Source organism: Streptomyces sp. NPDC107500 (genome assembly GCF_055582785.1).
This window is the reverse complement of the sequence record NZ_JBVJPF010000005.1, coordinates 560,032-579,910: the sequence shown is the minus strand read 5'-3', so window position 1 is coordinate 579,910 and position 19,879 is coordinate 560,032. Positions and strand designations below refer to the sequence as shown.

Genomic DNA, 19,879 nt, shown 5'->3' with positions numbered 1-19,879 from the left:
GGTGGAGGAATCATGGGAATAGCCGACTACGCCCTGGCGATGCCGGGCGGGAAACTGAGCGTCGACGACGTCAGCCGGGAGTCGGGGCAGACCGTCGAGAAACTCGGCCAGATCCTTCCCTCCGGGAAGTTCTCGGTACTGGCCGAGGGCGAGACCTCCTGGAGCCTCGGCCGGGACGCCGCGGCCAGGATCCTGGCACGCACCCCGGTGCCGCTCGACGAGATCGGCCTCGTCCTGTACGCGGGATCCAGCGAATGGGGCACGCCCTTCTGGTCGCCCGCCGCGAAGATCGCCCAGGAGCTGGGGATCACGCAGGCGCACTGCTACGAGGTCTCCAACTTCTGCAACGCGGGCATGGTCGCCGTGAAACTGGCCGACGACCAGGTGCGGGCGGGCACACACCGGCACGCGCTGGTGATCGTCTCGGACCGGCTGAGCCAACTCGTCGAGTACGGCACCGGCTACGTCGAGCTGTTCAACTTCGCTGACGGCGCCGCCGCGGTGCTCGTCTCGGCCGAGGCCAAGTACGAGGTTCTGGGCGCCGCTCACCACACCGACCCGCAGTGGGTCGACTCGTACTACGGCGAGATCAAGGACGGTGAGGTCAAGGTCGAGCGGGGCGAGAAGCTCGACGGACTGGGGGAGGCGTTCCTCGGCAACTTCACCGACCTGACGTACAAGGTCCTCGCCGGCCTCGGCCAGGAGGTGGCCGACGTGGCGTACTTCCTGGTCACGCACGGCAACCAGGACACCCACCGCAAGTACCTCGCCGCGCTGGGTGTGCCCGACTCCCGCAGCGTCTTCCAGTACGACCTCGACGGCCACCTCGGCGGCGCGGACCCGTTCCTCGCCCTGGAGGAACTGGAGCGGGAGGACCGGATCGGCCCCGGCGACCTGGTCATCGTGGCGACGGCCGGCTCGGGCTTCACCTGGGGCGTGACGGCGATCCGCCGGACCTGACCCGCACGCCAAACAGAGGGGCCCCCGGGAACGGACGTGATCCCGGGGGCCCCTCTCCGCTCTGCTCCCGCCCGTCTTCAGGCACCGTGGACGGAGTCCAGGTCCACCGAGAGGAGTTGGAGAGCCGCTTCGTGCGGCGAGTCCGGTTCCGCGTGGTAGAACTTCAGGATGTTTCCGTCCTGAAGGTCCGCGGACTGGTACATCAGCTCCAGCTCACCCACGACGGGATGGCTGAAGAGCTTGGTGCCCTCGATGCAGTTGGCCACCCGCTGCCGGCACCAGAGTTCCGCGAACTCCTCGCTCTGAATGGTCAGTTCTCCGATGAGCGCCGCCAGCCGCTGGTCGTGCCGGTGGTTTCCGGAGATGAATCGGAGGTAGGTCACGTTCGACTCCGACTCCGTGGCCCAGTCCGCGTACAGCGCGCGGACGTCCTCGTCGACGAAGTTCATCTTGATGATGTTGGGACGCAGTTCGGCGTCGTCGGTGACGTCGAAATCGAGGTGCGGCGCGAACAGCCGGTGGTAGAGCGAGTTCCACGCGAGGATGTCGCACCGGTAGTTCAGTACGGCCGCCGCCACGTTGCCGAGTGACGCCATCAGCATCTTCGTACTGGGGCTCAACTGGTCGTCGTGCGGCGCCCGCTGCTGCGGGTTCTGCACCGACGTACCGATCTTGAGCAGGTAGTCCTGTTCATCAGGGCTCAGGTCCAGTGCGCGCGCGATGGAGAGCAGTACCTGCGGGGAGGCGTGCGCGGTCTGCGACTGTTCCAGCCGGGTGTAGTAGGTCTGGCTCACTCCCGCGAGTGCGGCCACCTCCTCCCGGCGCAGTCCGGGAACGCGCCGCGAGCCGCTGATGCGCAGTCCCCGCTGCTCCGGCCGGACACGCTCACGCATCTGCCGCAGGTAACCGCCGAGGTCCGTGTTCACGATCTGCTCCACCCTTCTCATTATGAAGTGCCGCACCGCTTCGGCAAGGTCGTCCCCCGCGTGCGCCGGGGACGCGTGGACGGCCGGGCGGGCGGTTCTCCTCCGCCCGCCCGGCCGTCGGGGCCACCGCGCCGGGGGATTTACGCGGTGACGTGTGCCGCCTGCCGGACCTTTCCGCGCAGCACCAGCCACAGCAGAAGTCCGACGGCGATCTGGGAGACCCCCGCCACACCGATCGCCACATGGATCCCGGTGAGCTCTTCGGCGGCGGTGACGGTGCCCTGTCCGACGACGGCCGCGAAGACCGCGCTCACCAGCGGGATCCCGATCGCGATGCCGACCTGCTGGCTCTGGGTGGCCATGCCGGTGGCCATGCCCTGCGCGTCGGAGTCGACGGACGACGTGGCGATGACCATGAAGCACAGGGCGGCCAGCATGGAGAAGAACGCGTTCACGAACTGGGTGGCGATCAGCGGGAGCAGCCAGTACGACTCCGAGCTGGCCCACAGCGCCGGCAGCATGAACGCGCCCTGGAGGGCGAGGGAGACACCGAGCAACGTGCGCGGTGAGACCTTCTGGAGGATGCGCGGACCGACGGTCCCGGCGATGATCTGGCCGACACCGATACCGAGCAGCACGAGGCCCGCGATCATGGACGACAGGCCGAGCACGTTCTGGACGTACAGGCCGGTGAAGAAGATCAGCGCGGTCTGGCCGCCGAAGATGAAGAGGGCGGCCAGGTTGCCGAAGGCGATGTCGGGCTTCTTGAGGATCTTCACCGGCACCAGGGCACCGGAGGTACGGCTCTCCACCACCCAGAACGCGCCGAGCAGCACGGCACCCGCGATCAGCGAGCCGCCCGCGGCCGCGTCGAGTCCCTCCTCTCCGACACGGGTGACCCCGTAGATCGCCGCGAACAGGCCGAGGGTGATCAGCAGGGCGCCCGGCAGGTCGATGCGGCTCCGCTCCTCCGCCCGGCTCTCGTCGACGACGATCGACACCACGACGATCGCCGCGATGGCCACAGGGATGTTGATGAAGAAGGCCCAGCGCCAGGAGAACACGTCCGTGAGCACACCGCCGAGGACGGCCCCGACGCTGAAGCCGGAACTCATCATCACGCTGTTGAGGCCCAGCGCGCGGGTGCGCAGACCGGGTTCGGTGAAGGCGGTCGTCAGCAGGGCGAGCGCGGCCGGCGTGACGGCGGCGGTGGCCAGGCCCTGGAGCGTGCGGGCGACCAGCAGCACCGCGGGCGAGTCCGCGACGCCGCCGACCAGTGAGGACACGGTCAGCAGGACCATCCCGGCGGTGAAGATGCGCCGGCGCCCCACGTAGTCACCGACGCGCCCGAAGACCAGGGTGCAGCCGGCGGCACACAGGGCGAACGTCGTGGTGATCCACTGCAGGCTCCCGGTGGAGAACCCGAGGGAGGTGCCCACCTCGGGCAGCGCGACGTTCAGCACGGAGAAGTCGGCGGCCATCATGAACTGGGACGCGAGCAGCACCACGAGGGCGGCGACCTGGCGGCCTGTCATACGGACCCCGTCCGGCGGGGTGCCCGCGGCGGTCGTGGCGGTATCAGCGGTAGTCATGCACCCACCCTCGGCCGCCCGCCGTCACCCAGCCAGATCCCCCTCGAGGGCACTCCCCGGGAGACTGCCACTGCCAGTGCCACCCAGCCGCGACCACGCACCACCGGCCACACACCACGAAAAAGCCCAGCTCAGACAGTGTCTGGGCTGGGCTTGGAATGGAGCCGCCTTCGGGATTCGAACCCGAGACCTACGCATTACGAGTGCGTTGCTCTGGCCATCTGAGCTAAGGCGGCGTGTGCCGGGCACCATGGTGCGATCAGCAACGTCGGTAAGTCTACACAGTTTCCGGGGGTGCTTCGTACCCGCCCCGGAGGCCAGGGTTCCGGGGCGGGTGGGGTGGGTGAGAGGCGGCTACGAGCAGCGCTTGCCGTCCTCGGGGGCGGTGCCGCGGAGCAGGTACGTGTCGATCGCGGAGTCGATGCAGGTGCTGCCGCGGCCGTACGCGGTGTGGCCGTCTCCCTCGTAGGTGAGGAGGCGGCCGGAGGAGAGCTGGGCGGCCAGGGCCTCGGCCCAGCGGTAGGGGGTGGCCGGGTCGCGGGTGGTGCCGACCACGACGATCGGGGTGGCACCGGCGGCCTCGATGCGGTGCGGCTCGCCCGAGGCCTGCACCGGCCAGTACGTGCAGTTCAGGGAGGCCCAGGCCAGGCCCTCGCCGAAGACGGGGGACGCCTTCTCGAAGTCGGGGAGGGCGTCGCGGACCTCGTCGGGCGAGGAGAAGGCGGCGGGGAGGTCGAGGCAGTTCACGGCGGCGTTCGCGAACATCAGGTTGCTGTAGCCGCCGTCGGCCTCGCGCTCGTAGTAGCTGTCGGACAGGGCGAGCAGGCCGGCGCCGTCGTTCTCCTTCGTCGCCGAGGTCAGCGACTTGCGCAGCTGCTGCCAGGCGCCCTCGTCGTACATCGCGGCGATGACGCCGGTGGTGGCCAGGGACTCGGTGAGCTTGCGGCCGTCGGCGTCGCCGGCGGGGATCGGCTTGGCGTCCAGGTCGTCGAAGAACGCCTTCAGGTTCCTGCCGACCTCGGCGGGGGTGGCGTTCTTGTCGCCGAGGGGGCAGTCGGCGCGGCGTACGCAGTCCTTCGCGAAGGACTGGAAGGCGGTCTCGAAGCCCGCCGTCTGTTCCAGGTTCAGCCTGCGGGCGGGCAGGGACGGGTCCATCGCGCCGTCCAGGACCAGGCGCCCGGCCCGGTCCGGGAAGAGTCCGGCGTACGTCGCACCGAGGAGCGTGCCGTACGAGGCTCCGACATAGGTCAGCTTGTCGTCGCCCAGCACCGCGCGCAGGACGTCCATGTCGCGGGCGGCCTCGACCGTCGAGACGTGGCGCAGCAGCTTCGGCGAGTCCGCCCCGCAGCCCTCCGCGAACTCCTTGAACGCGTCGACCAGCTCGTCCGTCTCGTGCTCGTCGTCCGGAGTGACGTCGGTCCGCGTGTACGCGTCCATCTCGCGGCCGTCCAGGCACTCGACGGGCTCGCTGCGGGCCACGCCCCGCGGATCGACCGCCACCATGTCGTACTGGGCGCGGACCTTCTCCGGGTAGCCGATGCCGGCGTACTGCTGGAGGTAGCTGACGGCCGAGCCGCCCGGTCCGCCCGGGTTGACCAGGAGGGAGCCGAGGCGCTTGCCGGGGCCGGTAGCCTTCTTGCGGGCCACCGCGAGGCGGACGTCGCCGTCGGCCGGCTGCGCGTAGTCGAGCGGGGCCTTCATGGTGGCGCACTGGAAGCCGGGCACACCGCAGTCGCGCCAGCCGAGCTTCTGCTCGTAGTACGGCGACAGCTCGGCGGGTGTGGCCTTCGGCAGCGGGGCCAGGGACGCCGTCGCCGGCTCCGTCGCCCCTGCCGCCTGAGCCGCCGGACCGGCGGACGTCGACGCGCCCCCCGCCGAGCAGGCGGTGGCGAGCAGCGCGGCGGCGAGGAACGTGGCTCGGATCCGGGTGCCGCCGATGCGGGTCCTGCGGTGAGTGCGCCTTGTGTGCATTCAGCGAGCGTAACTCTCCGCGACGGGACTGATGCGGTGCGTGGTTCACGTGCCTCGTTCGTGTTACCCCGTCAAGCGGATGCGGCGGGCCGGGAGGGCGGCCGGGCTCAGCCCGCTCTGAGCGCCATCGTCATCGCCTCCACCGCCAGCAGCGGCGGCACATTGCGGTCCAGGGCGTCACCGCAGGCGGCGATCGCCTCGATGCGGCGGAGGGTCGCCTCGGGTGAGCTGCCGTGGGCCAGCCGGTCCAGGGCGTCCTGCGCGTCGGCGTTGGCGATGGCCACGCGGGAGCCGAGCTGGAGGGCGAGGACGTCGCGGTAGAAGGCGGTGAGGTCGGTCAGGGCGAGGTCGAGGCTGTTGCGTTGCGTGCGCGTTCTGCGGCGCTTCTGGTCGGCCTCCAGATCCTTGATCACGCCTGCCGTGCCGCGTGGCAGCCGGCCGCCCTGGGCCGCGCCCAGCGCCGCCTTCAGCTCCTCGGTCTCCTTGGTCTCGATCTCCTCGGCGAGCTGCTTGGCGTCCTCCGCCGCCGCGTCGACCAGTTCCTGCGCCGCCCGGAGCGCGCCGCCGACGTCCTCGACCCGCAGCGGCATCTTCAGCACGGCGGCCCGGCGCTCCCGGGCGGCCGGGTCGGTGGCCAGGCGGCGGGCGTGCTCGACGTGGCCCTGGGTGGCGCGGGCCGCCGCGGCGGCGACGTCCGGTTCGATGCCCTCCCGGCGTACGAGCATGTCGGCGACGGCGTCCACCGACGGTGTGCGCAGATTCAGGTGGCGGCAGCGGGAGCGGATGGTGGGCAGGACGTCCTCGACGGACGGGGCGCACAGCATCCAGACGGTCCGCGGGGCGGGCTCCTCGACGGCCTTGAGGACGGCGTTGGCGGACTTCTCGTTGAGCCGCTCGGCGTCCTCGACGAGGATGATCTGCCAGCGCCCGTTCGCCGGCGAGGTGAACGACTTGCGGACGGTGTCCCGCATGTCCCGCACCAGGATCTCGGCGCCCACCGCGCTCACCGTGCTGACGTCCGCGTGGGTGCCGAGGAGCGCCGTGTGGCAGCCGTCGCAGAAGCCGCAGCCGGGGACGCCCCCCAGGGCGCGGTCGGGGCTCACGCACTGGAGCGCGGCGGCGAGGGCCCGCGCCGTCTGTGTGACTCCCGCGCCGGGCGGGCCGGTGAACAGCCAGGCGTGCGTCATGCTCGACGCCTCCGGCAGCGGGCCCGCCGCCGCGGCGGCGGTGACGAAGGCGTCGGCGTCCCGGGCAGCGGTGGTGAGCTGCTCGCTCACCTTCTCCTGCCCGACGAGGTCGTCCCACACGGTCATGGGTCACGCCGTCCTTCCGTCACGCTCCGCCGTCGCACCGCGCCGCACCCGTCCGCGACGCGCCTTCCATTGTGCGGGGCGTCACCGACAACGAGGCCGGGCCCCGCGGCCGACGGGCCCGGGGCCGGGTGCTCAGCGGCGCCCGCGGCCCTTGCCCCGGCGGCCACCGTCGCCACCGCGGCCGTCGTCGCCCCGGCCGTCCTCGTCCTCGCGCGGCCCGAGCAGTTCGTCCGCCAGGGTCGGCAGGTCGTCGAGCGGCGTCTCCTCGGCCCAGTCGGAACGGCGCCGGCGGGGCGGCGCCTGGTCCGGGTCGATCTGGGGCAGCTCGCGCGTACGGTCCTGTGCCTCGGCCTCCCGGGTGCGGTCGGCACCACCGTCGACGGGTCCGTCCTCCCGGAAGTAGCCCGGGGGGACCCGGTCGGCGGGGTCGTCGCCGCGTACGGGCGGCAGGACCGCCGTCTCGTCCGCGGCGCCCGGCGTCACCGGGGGCAGGACCGCCGTCTCGTCGACGTCCCGCGGCTCCACGGCCGGCAGCACCGTCGTCTCGTCCGCCGCACCGGCCGGCTCGGGCGGCTTGGGCAGCTCGGCCGTCACCTCGGACTCGGACTCCCGGGTCCCGGACGCCGCGGATGCCCCGGACGCCCCGTCGGCCCGGGATCCGTGCCCGGATCCGTCCTCGGTGCCGCCGTCCCGGGTGTCCCGCACCGGGCGCAGGACGGCCGTGTCCTCCACGGGGCCGCCGGAGGCGTTCGTCGGGGTCACCACCGGCGTCGGCACGGTCGCGGCGTCCGCGGGGGCCGCGGTCCGCTTGGGCCGGGGGGCGTCGGCAGCGGGCGGCGCCGAGGTCTTCGGGCCCGCGGAGGCCGCGGCAGCCGCCGCCTCCGCCGCCCGGCGAGCCTCCTCGGCCCGCAGCAGGGCCTCCTCGGCCTTGCGCTGCTTCTCCAGCCGCCGGGCCTCGGCCTCGGCGTGCAGCCGGGCCTCCTCCTCGGCCTGCTTGCGGCGGCGCTCCTCCTCGGCCCGCAGCCGCGCCTCCTCCTCGGCGCGTGCCTTCTCCTCGGCGAGCAGCCGTACCCGCTCCTCCTCGGCCTTCCGGCTGGCTTCCTCGGCCCGCAGCCGGGCCTCCTCCGCCTGCCGCTCGGCCTCGCGCCGCTGCGCCTCCTCCAGCTCGCGCCGCTTGCGCTCCTCCTCCTCGGCGCGCAGCCGCTCCAGCTGTTCGAGGCGCTCGCGCTCCAGGCGCTCCTCCTCGGCCTTGCGCGCGGCCTCTTCCTCGGCCTTGCGGCGGGCCTCCTCCTCGGCCTTGCGGCGCGCCTCCTCCCGGGCCTTGATCTCGGCCTCGGACAGCGGCAGCACCTGGTCGAGCCGGTGGCGTACGACGGTGCCGACGGCCTCGGGCTCCTGGCCCGCGTCGACGACGAGGTAGCGCCCCGGGTCGGCAGCGGCGAGGGTGAGGAAACCGGAGCGCACGCGCGCGTGGAACTCGGCGGGCTCCGACTCCAGCCGGTCCGGCGCCTCGGTGAACCGCTCGCGCGCGGTCTCCGGGGAGACGTCCAGCAGCACGGTCAGGTGCGGTACGAGCCCGTTGGTGGCCCAGCGGTTGATGCGGGCGATCTCGGTCGGCGACAGGTCGCGTCCGGCGCCCTGGTAGGCGACCGAGGAGTCGATGTAGCGGTCGGAGATGACCACGGCGCCGCGCTCCAGCGCGGGCCGGACCACGGTGTCGACGTGCTCCGCGCGGTCGGCGGCGTACAGCAGCGCCTCCGCGCGGTGCGACAGACCGGCGCTGGAGACGTCGAGCAGGATGGAGCGCAGGCGCTTGCCCACCGGGGTCGCCCCCGGCTCGCGCGTGAGCACGACTTCGTGCCCCTTGCCCCGGATCCACTCGGCGAGGGCCTCGGCCTGGGTGGACTTCCCGGCGCCGTCGCCGCCCTCCAGGGCGATGAAGAAGCCGCCCGTCGCGGGCGTCGGCACCGGGTCGTCGCCGCCGAGCAGCGCGTCCCGCAGGTCGTGCCGGAGCGGAACGCCGGACCGGTCGTCGACCTTGGCCAGCACCAGCGCGGCCACCGGCAGCAGCAGCGCGCCGACCAGCATCAGGACGAACGCGGCGCCGCCGTGCGCGAAGACGAACTTGCCGCTCTCCAGGCGGTGCGGGCCGATCGCCGCGGCGACCACGGGCGCGACGACCGCGCCGAGGGCCACGCAGACCCGGACGACCGCGTGCAGGTGCTCGGTCGTGCGGGCCCGGCGGCCGTCCTCGGTCTCCTGGTCGAGCAGGGCGTGCCCGGTGTTCGCGGTCACGCCCGCGCCGACACCGGCCAGCACGAGGAGCAGCAGCACGGTGGTGTCGTCCGGGACGAGCCCGGCGGCCAGCAGGGCGACGCCGGCGAAGGCGATCGCCAGCGCGAGCAGGCGGCGGCGCGACAGTGAGGGCAGCAGGGCCGGGGCCGTACGGATGCCGACGACGACTCCGCCGGTGAGCGCGCCCACCATCAGCCCGTACAGCACCGGGCCGCCGCCCAGGTCCTTGGCGTGCAGCACCGCCACGGCGACCACGGCGGCCACGACGGCGGCGACCGCCGCGCAGGCGAAGACCAGCAGGGGCAGGACGCCGGTGCGGCCCTTGTCGACGCCGGTGCCGCTCTTGGGGCGGCGCAGTCCCTCCAGCGGCGACCGCGCGCGGGGGGTGCGGACGCCGGGCAGCTCCAGGAAGGTCACCACGGACAGGGACGCGGCGAAGAGACCGGCCGCGACGTACGAGGCGAGCGCCGCCTGGTGCTCGGCGAACCAGTCGATGCCGGCGCCCAGCAGGTTGTTCACCAGTGCCGCGACGACCAGTACGGCGCCGGCGAGGGGGATCGCGACGAAGCCCGTACGCAGCGACAGGCGGCGCAGCGTGTCCATGTGGTCGGGCAGCGGCCGTACGGTCGCGCCCTCCAGGGGCGGCGCCGGCAGCAGCGCGGGGGCCGCGCTCTCGCGGCACACCGTCCAGAAGCGCTCGGCGACGCCGGTGACGAAGGCGGTCACCAGGAGCACGGCGAGGGCGTTGTCCGGCGTCCAGTCGATCCACAGGGGGGCGACGATCAGCAGGGCGGCCCGCAGCCCGTCGGCGCCGACCATGGTCCAGCGGCGGTCGAGCGGGCCGTCCTGCGAAGTGAGTGAGGAGAGCGGCCCGAGCAGGACGGCGCCGAAGAGCAGCGTCGCCAGGATGCGGACGCCGAAGACGGTCGCCACTGCGAACGCCACGCCCCGGTAGCCCCCGCCGAAGGAGCCCGCGCCGATCGCGGCCTGCACGGCGAGGAGGACCAGCACCAGCAGGGCGAGAATGTCGCCGACACCCCCCACGAGCTGTGCGCTCCACAAACGCCGCAGCTGCGGTCGGCGCAGCAGGGCGCGGACGGCGCGCTCGCGGGAGTCCGCGACCAGGGCGTCGTCCGGGGCGGGGTGAGGGGCCGTTGGTTGCTCGGCTCGCGTCATGCGTTCAGCCTATCGGTCGCCGCCGACAGTCCGGCATGCCCGGCGGCACGTACGAACGCCCCGGCATCCGAATGATGCCGGGGCGTTCGTTTTGCGAAGGCGTTCCTGAGCCGGGCTCAGTCCTCCGACGCCCGCGAGGCGGTCGCCTTCTTGGTGGCCGTCTTCTTCGCGGTGCTCTTGGCCGCGGTGGTCTTCTTGGCGGCCGTGGTCTTCGCCGCGGCCGTCTTCTTGGTCGCCGCCGCCTTCTTGGCCGGGGCCTTCTTGGCGGCCGTCTTCTTGGTGGCCTTCTTCGCCGTCTTCTTGGCGGGCCCCTTGGCGCGCTTCTCGGCGAGCAGCTCGTAGCCGCGCTCCGGCGTGATCTCCTCGACGCTGTCGCCGGAGCGCAGGGTCGCGTTGGTCTCGCCGTCGGTGACGTACGCGCCGAAGCGGCCGTCCTTGACCACGACCGGCTTCTCGCTGACCGGGTCGGTGCCCAGCTCCTTCAGCGGCGGCTTGGCCGCGGCCCGGCCACGCTGCTTGGGCTGGGCGTAGATCGCCAGCGCCTCCTCCAGCGTGATCGTGAAGAGCTGCTCCTCGGCCTGGAGGGACCGCGAGTCGGTGCCCTTCTTCAGGTAGGGCCCGTAGCGGCCGTTCTGCGCGGTGATCTCGACGCCCTCGGCGTCGGCACCGACGACGCGCGGCAGCGACATCAGCTTCAGGGCGTCGTCCAGGGTGACGGTGTCCAGCGCCATCGACTTGAACAGCGAGGCCGTCCGCGGCTTCACGGCGTTCTTGCCGGTCTTCGGGGTGCCCTCCGGGAGCACCTCGGTGACGTACGGGCCGTAGCGGCCGTCCTTGGCGACGATGGTGTGCCCGGTGGCCGGGTCGGTGCCCAGCTCGAAGTCGCCGCTCGGCTTGGCGAGCAGTTCCTCCGACAGCTCGACGGACAGCTCGTCCGGTGCCAGGTCCTCGGGGACGTCGGCGCGCTGGTGGTTCTCGGAGTCCTTCTCGCCGCGCTCGATGTAGGGGCCGTAGCGCCCGACGCGCAGCACGATGTCGTTGCCGACGGGGAAGGACGACACCTCTCGGGCGTCGATCGCGCCGAGGTCGGTGACCAGTTCCTTGAGGCCGCCGAGGTGGTCGCCGTCGCCGTTTCCGGCCTCGGCCGCGCCGCCGGTCCCGGTGCCCTCGCCGAAGTAGAAGCGCCGCAGCCACGGCACCGACTGGGCCTCGCCGCGGGCGATGGCGTCGAGGTCGTCCTCCATCTTGGCGGTGAAGTCGTAGTCGACGAGGCGACCGAAGTGCTTCTCCAGGAGGTTGACCACGGCGAAGGAGAGGAAGGACGGGACGAGCGCCGTGCCCTTCTTGAAGACGTAGCCGCGGTCCAGGATGGTGCCGATGATCGACGCGTACGTCGACGGGCGGCCGATCTCGCGCTCCTCCAGCTCCTTGACCAGCGACGCCTCGGTGTAGCGGGCCGGGGGCTTGGTGGCGTGGCCGTCGACCGTGATCTCCTCGGCCGTCAGCGCGTCGCCCTGGGCGACCTGCGGCAGGCGGCGCTCGCGGTCGTCCAGCTCCGCGTTCGGGTCGTCGGCACCCTCGACGTAGGCCTTGAGGAAGCCGTGGAAGGTGATGGTCTTGCCGGACGCGCTGAACTCGACGTCGCGGCCGTCGGAGGCGGCGCCGCCGATCTTCACGGTGACGCTGTTGCCGGTCGCGTCCTTCATCTGGGAGGCGACGGTCCGCTTCCAGATCAGCTCGTAGAGCTTGAACTGGTCGCCGGTCAGCCCGGTCTCGGCGGGCGTGCGGAAACGATCACCCGAGGGGCGGATCGCCTCGTGCGCCTCCTGGGCGTTCTTGACCTTGCCGGCGTACGTCCGCGGCTGGGGCGGCAGGTAGTCGGCGCCGTACAGCTGCGTGACCTGGGCGCGGGCGGCGGAGACCGCCGTGTCGCTCAGGGTCGTCGAGTCCGTACGCATGTAGGTGATGTAGCCGTTCTCGTACAGCTTCTGGGCGATCTGCATGGTCGCCTTGGCGCCGAAGCCCAGCTTGCGGCTCGCCTCCTGCTGGAGCGTCGTCGTACGGAACGGGGCGTACGGCGAGCGGCGGTACGGCTTGGACTCGACCGAGCGGACGGCGAAGCGCGTGTTCTCCAGGGCGGCGGCGAGCGCGCGGGCGTTCGCCTCGTCGAGGTGGAGGGTGTTGGCGCTCTTGAGCTGCCCCAGGGAGTCGAAGTCGCGGCCCTGGGCGACACGCCGGCCGTCGACCGTCTGGAGGCGGGCGACCAGCGACGACGGGTCGGAGGCGTCGCCCGCGCGGCCGGTGGCGAAGGTGCCGGTGAGGTCCCAGTACTCGGCGGAGCGGAACGCGATGCGCTCGCGTTCCCGCTCGACGACGAGGCGGGTGGCGACGGACTGGACGCGGCCCGCCGACAGCTTCGGCATGACCTTCTTCCACAGGACCGGCGAGACCTCGTAGCCGTAGAGGCGGTCGAGGATGCGGCGGGTCTCCTGGGCGTCGACCAGCTTCTGGTTGAGCTGGCGCGGGTTGGCCACGGCGGCCCGGATCGCGTCCTTGGTGATCTCGTGGAACACCATGCGCTTGACGGGGATCTTCGGCTTGAGGACTTCCTGGAGGTGCCAGGCGATGGCCTCGCCCTCGCGGTCCTCATCGGTGGCGAGGAAGAGCTCGTCGGAGTCCTTCAGCAGATCCTTGAGCTTCCTGACCTGCGCCTTCTTGTCGGCGTTGACCACATAGATCGGCTGGAAGTCGTGTTCGACGTCCACACCGAGGCGGCGGACCTCGCCGGTGTACTTCTCGGGCACCTCGGCGGCGCCGCTGGGAAGGTCGCGAATGTGCCCGACGCTCGCCTCGACGACGTAGCCAGGGCCGAGATAGCCCTTGATCGTCTTCGCCTTGGCAGGCGACTCGACGATGACGAGTCGGCGGCCGCCGTTCGCGGTCTCGCTGGTCGGGGACAACTTCGCTCTTCTCTCCGGTCGACGCTGGGCCTCCCCGGGCCGTGGTCCCCGGGGTCGGGTCGTACTGCGTTTCGGTCGTGACGCTGCGGAGTGTGACGGTACCTCCCGCCCCCGTGTCAAACGGGAAAAGCCCGCAACGGCCACTCGAACGGTAACCCGACGAACCCTGTTCCTGCCGCCCGGAGTGGTCACCGGCCCGGATCCGGATATCCGGAGCGCGATCCCCCGATTACGCGGGGGAGAGTGCGGCAGGGGACCGGAACCGGCCCCTCACACGTGCGACAGGCACCATGCCCCGAGGGCCAGCGCGACCACGGCGGCGACGCTCGCGACGGTCGCCGATGCGACGGGGCTCACACCGTGCGCGACGGGCCGGCCGTGCCGCACCCGCGTCGTGGTCCACACCAGCAGACCCGCCCCGAACAGGGCGAACACCAATCCCGCGAAGATCGCCGGCCCGCTCTCCATGGTCCCCGTGCCCCTTTTCTCCAGCCCGCGCGTGTGCAGCATCGGGGACGCTGCCACGCGTGGGCGGCGGGCAGGCGAACCCGAGGTGAACGGGGAGCCGACGGGTGGCCGGCCACCGCGCGTGGCTCGTTCTTCCCGTTCGGCGGCGGGAGGCCGGGACCGGTGAGGCATGTCTCTGAAAGACACGTCTCCGCGTGGCATGTCTCTACGCCGGTTCGAGGAAGCCCTGCTCCACCAGCAGCCGGATCTGGGCGGGCGTGCGGTCGCGCAGCGCCACCGGGTCCTCGCCGACCAGCTGGGCGATGGCGTCCAGGATGCGGCCCGCGCTCATGGTGCCGTCGCAGACGCCGGCGAAACCGGCGCCGACCGTGTCGACCCGGGTGGCCCGGCGCATGCCGCGGTTCTGGCGCAGGACGACGTGCTCCGGGTCCTCGGCGCCGGGCAGCCCGACCTGCTCCTGGACGACCTCGCCGGCCAGCGTGAAGTGCGCTTCGAGCAGGGCGGCGTCGTCGTGGGCGCGGAGGTAGTCGACGCGGTCGAAGTGCGCGCGCACCGTCTCGCCGAGCGGCTGCTCGATCGGGTGCGGCCACTCCTCGGCGACGACCGAGGGCTCGGCGGCCCCGGTCCGGCGCAGCGTGATCCAGCCGAAGCCGACGGCCTTGACCTTGCGCGCCTCGAACTCGTCCAGCCACGCGTCGTACCGCGCCTGGTACTCGCCCGCGTCACCGCGGTGGTCGCCCGCGTCCCTGAGCCACAGCTCGGCGTACTGCGTGATGTCCTGCACCTCGCGCTGCACGATCCAGGCGTCGCAGCCGCGCGGCACCCAGGAGCGCAGCCGGTCGGTCCAGTCCTCCCCCTCCACGTGCTGCCAGTTGGCGAGGAAGTGCGCGAACCCGCCCGGGTTCAGCCGCTCCCCCGTCTCCTGAACGAGCCGGCGGCACAGATCGTCCCCGCCCATGCCGCCGTCGCGGTAGGTGAGGCGGGCGCCGGGCGAGATCACGAAGGGCGGGTTGGAGACGATCAGGTCGTACGTCGCGTCCTCGTCGACCGGCTCGTACAGCGAGCCCTCACGCAGCTCGGCCGCCGGGGCCCCGGACAGGGCGAGCGTGAGCGCGGTGATGTGCAGCGCGCGCGGGTTGACGTCGGTCGCGGTCACGCGCGTGGCGTGCGCGGCGGCGTGCAGCGCCTGGATGCCGGAGCCGGTGCCGAGGTCGAGGGCGGCGGAGACGGGCGTGCGCACGGTGAGGCCGGCGAGGGTCGTGGAGGCGCCGCCGACGCCGAGGACGACGCCCTGGGCGTGGTTGCCGATGCCTCCGGCGCCGCCGACCGCGCAGCCCAGGTCGGAGACGATGAACCAGTCCTCGCCGCCGGGCCCGCCGTAGGGCCGTACGTCCACGGTGGCCGCCACCTCGTCGTCCGTCCGGACCAGCCAGCCGGTCTCCAGGCAGGCGTCGACGGGCAGAACGTCCGTCACGCGCGCGTGGGGCACGGGTTGCTGAAGCAGGAACAGCCGGACGAGCATTTCGAGCGGCGTGTCACCGCGGGTGGCCCGGAGCGCGGGCACGGTCTCGCTGCGCGACAGCGCCGCGTATGCGGGGGCGCCGAGCAGCTCCAGCAGCCCGTCGGCGGTGAAGGAGGCCCCGAGCAGGGCGTCCCGCAGCCGGGCGGTGACGTCGGGGCGGTCGGCGGAGGGCAGGGGGGACAGGCTGGCGTTACTCACACCCCCATTGTGGCCCCGCTCCCCGCCCTCCGCCCCGTGTCCGCCCGGGGGATCAGCCCGCCGCGGCCGACGGCGTCACGGAGGCCGCCTTGCAGCTCTCCTGCTTCGCCATCGCCTGGCCGACCTCACCCTCCTCCAGCGTCTTCAGCGCGTCGCTGCCGCTCTTGCTGAGCTTGTTCAGCTCGGTGGCGATGTCCTTCAGGCCGTCGGCGAACTTCGCCTGGTCCTTGGTGTCGAGGTCCTCCACCTGCTTCCTGAGGGAGGCGTACGACGTGGAGAGGCCGTTCAGCTCGGTGACCGCGTCCTTCTGCTTCTTCTCGCCGTCCTCGACGTCCGGAGCGCCGGCCTTCTGGACGGTGGCGCCCATCGCCTTGTAGGCGTCGGACATGTCCTGGAACGCCTTCGCGTCGGTCTTCTGGACCTCCGCCGGCGTGCTGTTGTCCGCGGTCTCCTTCTGGATCGCCGCGTTGGCCGCCTCGATCTTCTTGGCCTGCGGCTGCACCCCTTCGCAGACGTCCTTCGCCCAGGAGTTCAGCTTCTCGTTGTCGTCGCTGCCACCGCATCCCGTCAGCGCCAGTGCCAGTACCGCACCGCCGGACAGTGCGACCGCGAGCTTCTTGTTCACCGGTTTGGTCCCTTCCATGGCTCTCGGCCCCGGAACATACACGCCGGATGGGGGACACCCGCCGGACGAACATCCGTTATGACCGCATTGAAGCCATTTGCACCAAGAGAGAGAAGGGTCACGGCGAAGGAAGCGCACGCGCACGGGCCGGGCGGACGACGCGCCAACACGCGCCGTCCGCCCGGCCCTTGAGCTGCGCCTCCTACGAGGCCGCGCGCCGCCCGCTACGAAACCACGGCCGGATCGGCCGACTTGGGCTCGTGGCCGGCGTTGTCTTCGTCACCCATCGCGATCCCGCGCCGCTTGGACGCGTAGACCGCTCCCGCGATGACGAGGAACGCGAGGACCGCGATCACCACCCGCGCGCCGATGCTCTCGTCGGGGCCGTAGGAGAACTTGATGACGGCGGGCGCGATGAGCAGCGCCACCAGGTTCATGACCTTCAGCAGCGGGTTGATGGCCGGTCCCGCGGTGTCCTTGAACGGGTCGCCGACCGTGTCGCCGATCACGGTGGCGGCGTGGGCCTCGCTGCCCTTGCCGCCGTGGTGGCCGTCCTCGACGAGCTTCTTGGCGTTGTCCCAGGAGCCGCCGGAGTTGGCGAGGAACACGGCCATCAGCGTGCCCGCGCCGATGGCGCCCGCGAGGAACGCGCCGAGCGCGCCCACGCCGAGCGTGAATCCGATGAAGATCGGCGCCAGCACGGCGAGCAGTCCGGGCGTGGCGAGTTCCCGCAGGGCGTCCCTGGTGCAGATGTCGACGACCTTGCCGTAATCCGGTTTCTCGCTGTGGTCCATGATTCCGGGCCGCTCCCGGAACTGCCGCCGCACCTCGTAGACCACCGCTCCCGCCGACCGCGACACCGCGTTGATCGCCAGTCCCGAGAAGAGGAAGACGACCGCCGCGCCCGCGATGAGCCCGACGAGGTTGTTGGGCTGCGAGATGTCCATCATCAGGCTCATCGGCGCGCCCTCGCCGCTGAGTTTCTCGCCCACGTCCGCCGCGCCGGTGGTGATGGCGTCGCGGTACGACCCGAACAGGGCCGCCGCCGCGAGGACCGCGGTGGCGATGGCGATGCCCTTGGTGATGGCCTTGGTGGTGTTGCCGACGGCGTCCAGGTCGGTGAGCACCTGGGCGCCGGCGCCCTCGACGTCGCCGGACATCTCGGCGATGCCCTGCGCGTTGTCGGAGACCGGGCCGAAGGTGTCCATGGCGACGATCACACCGACCGTGGTGAGCAGGCCGGTGCCGGCCAGCGCCACCGCGAACAGCGCCAGCATGATCGAGGCGCCGCCGAGCAGGAACGCCCCGTAGACGCCGAGGCCGATCAACAGGGCGGTGTAGACGGCGGATTCGAGACCGAGGGAGATACCGGCGAGGACGACCGTGGCGGGACCGGTGAGCGAGGTCTTGCCGATGTCCTTGACGGGGCGCCTGGTGGTCTCGGTGAAGTAGCCGGTCAGCTGCTGGATCAGCGCGGCGAGCACGATGCCGATGGCCACCGCGACCAGCGCGAGGATCCGCGGGTCGCCGCTCTTGCCCGCGATCGCCGCGTCGGTGACGCCGTCCAGCTCGGAGTACTTCCCGGGCAGGTAGACGAAGACGGCCACCGCGACCAGGACGAGCGAGATCACCGCGGAGATGAAGAAGCCCCGGTTGATCGCGCTCATGCCGCTGCGGTCGGAGCGCCGGGGCGCCACCGCGAAGATGCCGATCATGGCGGTGACCACGCCGATCGCCGGCACCAGCAGCGGGAACGCCAGCCCGGAGTCGCCGAAGGCCACCTTGCCGAGGATCAGTGCGGCCACCAGGGTGACGGCGTAGGACTCGAAGAGGTCGGCCGCCATGCCCGCGCAGTCGCCGACGTTGTCGCCCACGTTGTCGGCGATGGTCGCGGCATTGCGCGGATCGTCCTCCGGAATGCCCTGTTCGACCTTGCCGACCAGGTCGGCGCCGACGTCGGCGGCCTTGGTGAAGATGCCGCCGCCGACCCGCATGAACATCGCGATCAGCGCGGCACCGAGGCCGAAGCCCTCCAGGACCTTCGGCGCGTCGGCCGCGTACACGAGCACCACGCAGCAGGCGCCCAGCAGGCCGAGCCCCACCGTGAACATGCCGACCACGCCGCCCGTGCGAAAAGCGATCTTCGTCGCCTTGTGCGAGACGAGAGTGAGGTCCTTTTCCGGTTCACCCGGGGCCGGGGTGGCTTCCCGCGCCGCCGCGGCGACGCGCACATTGCTGCGCACGGCGAGCCACATGCCGATATAGCCGGTGGCCGCCGAGAACGCCGCGCCGATCAGGAAGAAGATCGATCTCCCGGCTCGTTGATTCCAGTCGTCCGCGGGCAGCAGCATGAGCAGAAAGAACACGACGACGGCGAATACGCCGAGCGTGCGAAGCTGCCTGGCCAGATAGGCGTTCGCGCCTTCCTGGACGGCCCCCGCGATCTCTTTCATGCTCTCGGTGCCCTCGTCCGCCGCGAGCACCTGGCGCACCAGGATGCCCGCGAGCACCAGGGCGGCCAGGGCGACGACGGCGATGACCGCGATCAGGACACGGTTTCCGTCGGTGAGCACGGCGGCCGCGAGGGTCGAGGGGTCGCCCAACTGATGAGGGGTGGAAAGCTCCGCCATTCGTCCTCCTTGACGCTTGGGCTGAGCTCAAGATGTGGACGGGATTGTAGGTACCGGAAGCTGATCAAAACAGTGCACGACAAAAGGAAATGACCTGTCAACCACAAGGACCCGGGAAGTAGTAATGCCCTTCCCGCATTAACGTCCCGGTTTCCTGTTGTGATCCATTTATCGCGTCATTGATCGTGAATGAATTCACTTGGCGCCCGCACGGCACCACTGTAGATCCGCCCATGACGAAGGGCCCTACGAGGTAGGGCCCTTCGGGTGATACGGGTGGGTGAGGCGGGAGCGGTCAGACCGGCGGCAGGACCGCCGGCGCGGTCGGCCAGGTCATGCGGATCAGTCCGCCGTCCTCACCGGCCTTGACCTCCACGTCGTCGACGAGTCCGCTGATGACCGCGAGGCCCATCTCGTCCTCCTCGGTCTCCGGTTCGTCGGCCCCGGAGCCCGGGGTCCGGTCACCGGGGACCGCGTGCGGCGCCTCGTCACCGACCTCGATGGAGAACTGCTTCTCCTCCTCGATCAGCGACACCGTGACCGGCGCCGTGATGCCGACGTGCTGATGCAGGCCCACAGCCCGCGTGCATGCCTCACCGACGGCGAGCCTGACCTCGTCGAGGACGGCCTCGTCCACTCCGGCCCTGCGTGCCACGGCGGCCGCCACCAGACGGGCGGTACGGACATGCTCGGGCAGCGCGCTGAAGCGGAGTTCAACGGTGGCCATGCATCCCCCTCGGAACTACGGGCGTGCTTTCGAGGGTCCGGGCCGCCGACGGCCAGGACCCCCCTCGTTCTCTCACCGTCCCGGGCCCGCGGGCCCGGGACCGGTCGTCAGTCGGTGGCCGCCACCGCTTCCTCGACCGAGGTGTGAATGGGGAACACCTTGGTGAGGCCGGTGATACGGAAGATCTTGAGAATGCGCTCCTGGTTGCAGACCAGGCGCAGCGAGCCCTCATGGGCGCGCACCCGCTTCAGTCCGCCGACCAGCACGCCGAGCCCCGTGGAGTCGAGGAAGTCCACGCCCTCCATGTCGACGACGAGGTGGAAACTCCCGTCGTTCACGAGCTCGACCAGCTGCTCACGCAGCTTGGGCGCGGTGTATACGTCAATTTCGCCACCGACCTCGACGACCGTACGATCGCCGACGGTACGGGTCGACAGGGACAGGTCCACGGATCCTCCAGCACCTTGCTATCGAGCGGTCGTCCATCGGGACACCTCGGCTTGAAGCCCCCAGGAC

At 71.6% G+C, this 19,879-nt stretch carries 13 protein-coding genes and 1 tRNA gene; 1 reads left to right on the top strand and 13 read right to left on the bottom strand.

Annotation, left to right across the window (positions count from 1 at the left end; all coding sequences use genetic code 11):
• Positions 1–12: 12 nt before the first annotated feature.
• Entirely contained in the window at positions 13–960 is a 948-nt protein-coding gene (locus tag ACZ67M_RS22985; RefSeq protein ID WP_469852514.1) for a 3-oxoacyl-ACP synthase III family protein, read from the top strand.
• Positions 961–1,037: 77 nt separating this feature from the next.
• On the opposite strand, the gene ACZ67M_RS22980 is transcribed toward ACZ67M_RS22985, so the two are convergent.
• From ACZ67M_RS22980 to bldG, 13 genes are all read right to left on the bottom strand, one after another.
• A complete protein-coding gene (locus tag ACZ67M_RS22980; RefSeq protein ID WP_450731767.1) occupies positions 1,038–1,898 on the bottom strand; it encodes a helix-turn-helix transcriptional regulator in 861 nt (286 codons plus the stop codon).
• 128 nt (positions 1,899–2,026) lie between these two features.
• Positions 2,027–3,478: an MFS transporter gene (locus ACZ67M_RS22975; RefSeq protein WP_469852512.1), complete on the bottom strand. Its 1,452-nt coding sequence runs from the start codon at positions 3,476–3,478 to the stop codon at positions 2,027–2,029.
• 159 nt (positions 3,479–3,637) lie between these two features.
• Positions 3,638–3,714 (bottom strand) — tRNA-Thr (locus ACZ67M_RS22970).
• Positions 3,715–3,832: 118 nt separating this feature from the next.
• Complete coding sequence (locus ACZ67M_RS22965; protein WP_469852510.1) at positions 3,833–5,449, bottom strand: alpha/beta hydrolase; 1,617 nt, start codon at positions 5,447–5,449, stop codon at positions 3,833–3,835.
• A gap of 107 nt (positions 5,450–5,556) precedes the next feature.
• On the bottom strand, positions 5,557–6,762 hold the full coding sequence (locus tag ACZ67M_RS22960; protein WP_469852509.1) for a DNA polymerase III subunit delta': 1,206 nt from the start codon (positions 6,760–6,762) through the stop codon (positions 5,557–5,559).
• Between the two features lie 132 nt (positions 6,763–6,894).
• Positions 6,895–10,233, bottom strand: a complete 3,339-nt coding sequence (tmk, locus tag ACZ67M_RS22955) for a dTMP kinase (RefSeq protein ID WP_469852507.1) — start codon at positions 10,231–10,233, stop codon at positions 6,895–6,897.
• A 116-nt stretch (positions 10,234–10,349) separates the two neighbouring features.
• Entirely contained in the window at positions 10,350–13,193 is a 2,844-nt protein-coding gene (gene topA / locus ACZ67M_RS22950; RefSeq protein ID WP_385799576.1) for a type I DNA topoisomerase, read from the bottom strand.
• A 270-nt stretch (positions 13,194–13,463) separates the two neighbouring features.
• The gene (locus tag ACZ67M_RS22945) at positions 13,464–13,661 is read right to left on the bottom strand and encodes a hypothetical protein (protein WP_361361843.1); all 198 of its coding nucleotides are present in this window, start codon (positions 13,659–13,661) and stop codon (positions 13,464–13,466) included.
• Between the two features lie 205 nt (positions 13,662–13,866).
• Positions 13,867–15,381, bottom strand: a complete 1,515-nt coding sequence (locus tag ACZ67M_RS22940) for a class I SAM-dependent methyltransferase (protein WP_361361841.1) — start codon at positions 15,379–15,381, stop codon at positions 13,867–13,869.
• Positions 15,382–15,433: 52 nt separating this feature from the next.
• The gene (locus ACZ67M_RS22935) at positions 15,434–16,024 is read right to left on the bottom strand and encodes a nucleoside/nucleotide kinase family protein (RefSeq protein WP_361361839.1); all 591 of its coding nucleotides are present in this window, start codon (positions 16,022–16,024) and stop codon (positions 15,434–15,436) included.
• A gap of 206 nt (positions 16,025–16,230) precedes the next feature.
• The gene (locus ACZ67M_RS22930) at positions 16,231–18,636 is read right to left on the bottom strand and encodes a sodium-translocating pyrophosphatase (RefSeq protein ID WP_469852505.1); all 2,406 of its coding nucleotides are present in this window, start codon (positions 18,634–18,636) and stop codon (positions 16,231–16,233) included.
• Positions 18,637–18,931: 295 nt separating this feature from the next.
• Complete coding sequence (locus tag ACZ67M_RS22925) at positions 18,932–19,363, bottom strand: ATP-binding protein (protein ID WP_361361835.1); 432 nt, start codon at positions 19,361–19,363, stop codon at positions 18,932–18,934.
• A gap of 107 nt (positions 19,364–19,470) precedes the next feature.
• Positions 19,471–19,812, bottom strand: a complete 342-nt coding sequence (gene bldG, locus ACZ67M_RS22920; protein ID WP_003975386.1) for an anti-sigma factor antagonist BldG — start codon at positions 19,810–19,812, stop codon at positions 19,471–19,473.
• Positions 19,813–19,879: the final 67 nt, after the last annotated feature.